The sequence below is a fragment of the Armatimonas sp. genome (assembly GCF_043760365.1).
GTDB lineage: Bacteria > Armatimonadota > Armatimonadia > Armatimonadales > Armatimonadaceae > Armatimonas.
Genome location: NZ_JAYUPA010000201.1, coordinates 1 through 2,107, shown reverse-complemented (window position 1 = coordinate 2,107; position 2,107 = coordinate 1). Strand labels below are relative to the sequence as shown.

The 2,107-nt window shown below is 60.1% G+C and carries 3 protein-coding genes; all 3 read left to right on the top strand.

Annotated elements, in window-relative coordinates:
• A partial coding sequence (gene cas4, locus ACH2EH_RS04900) for a CRISPR-associated protein Cas4 (protein WP_395139493.1) occupies positions 1–421 on the top strand: 421 nt, incomplete at its 5' end.
• Positions 418–1,455: a type I-C CRISPR-associated endonuclease Cas1c gene (gene cas1c, locus ACH2EH_RS04895; RefSeq protein ID WP_395139491.1), complete on the top strand. Its 1,038-nt coding sequence runs from the start codon at positions 418–420 to the stop codon at positions 1,453–1,455. The genes cas4 and cas1c, both read left to right, overlap by 4 nt.
• A gap of 72 nt (positions 1,456–1,527) precedes the next feature.
• A complete protein-coding gene (cas2, locus tag ACH2EH_RS04890) occupies positions 1,528–1,818 on the top strand; it encodes a CRISPR-associated endonuclease Cas2 (RefSeq protein ID WP_309690710.1) in 291 nt (96 codons plus the stop codon).
• The last annotated feature ends 289 nt before the right edge of the window (positions 1,819–2,107 follow it).

Here is a 2,107-nt window from a genome sequence, read left to right as displayed (position 1 = left end):
GCTCGGACTGGTGGGGAAAGGGGATGTCGTGGAGTTTCATTCCGATGGGCGCGTCGTTCCGGTGGAGTACAAGCACGGCACGCGCAAGCCGGGCCTCTGGGATGATATTCAGCTTTGTGCGCAGGCGCTGTGTTTAGAAGAGATGCTGGGCAAGCCCGTCCCTGAGGGCGCGATCTACTCGATCCAGACCAAGCGCCGCCGCGAAGTGCCCTTTGACGATGAGCTGCGCGACGCGACCCACCAGGCCATCGCCGAAGTGCGGGAGCTTCTGGAGAGTCGGGGAAAGCTCCCACCCGCGCTTACGGATCGCAATAAGTGCCGCAACTGCTCGCTCTTTGATGCCTGCGTCCCCGATACCGTTTTGGCGGCGCGTGCCGCCTGGCATGGGCGCAATCTGTTTCGTTTAGAGGAGGCCACATGACCCGTGAGCTACTGAATACACTTTTTGTGTTGACCGAGAACGCCGTAGTGACGCTGGATGGGGAGGCACTGGCGGTGCGCGTGGAGGGTGAGAAGCGCCTCTCGGTGCCGCTGCATCACTTGGGGAGCGTGATGCTCTTTGGCACGGCGCATATCTCCGGGCCTGCGCTTGCACGGTGTGCCAAAGACGGACGGGCCGTGAATTTTATGGACTTTGCCGGGCGGTTTCAGGCACGGGTGGAAGGGCCAGAGTCAGGCAATATCCTCCTGCGCCTCGCGCAGTTTGCCGCCTATGCCGATCCGTTTCGTACGGCCATGATTGCCCGGTGCGTGGTGGCGGGCAAGCTGCGCAACCAGCGCCAGAACCTGATGCGTGCGGCGCGAGACACGAAAAAGGAGGAGGATAAGACGTATCTTCAAGCGGCGACGGATGCCATTGCCCGCCTGGTACCGATGCTCCCGGAGCAGGCCGATACCGAGAGCATTCGGGGAATCGAAGGCCAGGCCGCCTCGCTGTACTTTGAGGTCTTTGATAGGATGCTCAGTGTGCCGCCCTCGGAGTTCGCCTTCACCGTTCGCACTCGTCGCCCGCCGCGTGACCGGGTGAACGCCTTGCTCTCGTTTCTCTACGCTCTGCTCACCACAGACTGCACGGCTGCCTGTGAGGGAGTGGGCCTTGATCCTCAGCTTGGCTTTCTGCACGTCCCGCGACCTGGCCGCCCGTCGCTGGCCTTAGATTTAATGGAAGAGTTCCGCCCCGTGCTCGCCGAGCGCCTCGCCTTGACGCTCATCAACCGTCGCCAGTTAAAAGTGGAGCACTTCGACGACTTCGAGGGCGGCGCGGTGCTTCTCAACGAGGTGGGGCGTAAAGTCGTGCTGAGTGCCTACCAGGAGCGCAAGAAAGAGGAGATTGAGCACCCGTTCTTAAAAGACAAAGCCCCGCTCGGCCTGCTCCCACACCTGCAAGCCCGGCTGCTCGCCCGTCACCTGCGCGGCGACCTGGACCACTACCCTCCGTTTTTATCCGCGCCGTGATTTACCTCCTAGCCCCCGCCTACCCCCTAGCCCCCGCCCGGCGGGGGAATTCATCTGGAAAGAGAGATTTGAATGGATTTACTGGTTACCTATGATGTGAACACGCTCACGAAAGAGGGGAGGAACCGCTTGCGGAAAGTTGCCAAGGTCTGTGTCGGCTTTGGTCAGCGGGTGCAGTATTCGGTTTTTGAGATTACCGTCAATGCTGTTCAGCGTGAGCGCCTGATGGAAAAGCTGATGGCAACGATTGATAAGACCGAAGACAGCCTGCGTATTTACCATCTTTACGGTGGTCGCGAGAAAGTCGTCGAGAGCTATGGCCGTGACAGTTATGTTGATTTTGGCGGTACTTTGCTCGTCTAAAACCTTCCGCGAACCCCAAGTGGTTCCCCATTGACCGTGAGGTTCGCGGAAGCCTCCCCTCTACAGCCCCTTGCAAAATCCGTGACTCATGGGTTACAATGCCCCAAGCGGAACCCTCCCACGAGGGAAATCCGCCGTTGCACCCGGTCTTCGGGCCGGGTGAGGATTGAAACAACAAAATCCGTACGGTGCGCGAATCTGACTTCGGAGGTTGCACCCGGTCTTCGGGCCGGGTGAGGATTGAAACACGCTCGACTCTACCCGGCTCGATGCCAAGCGCACGGGTTGC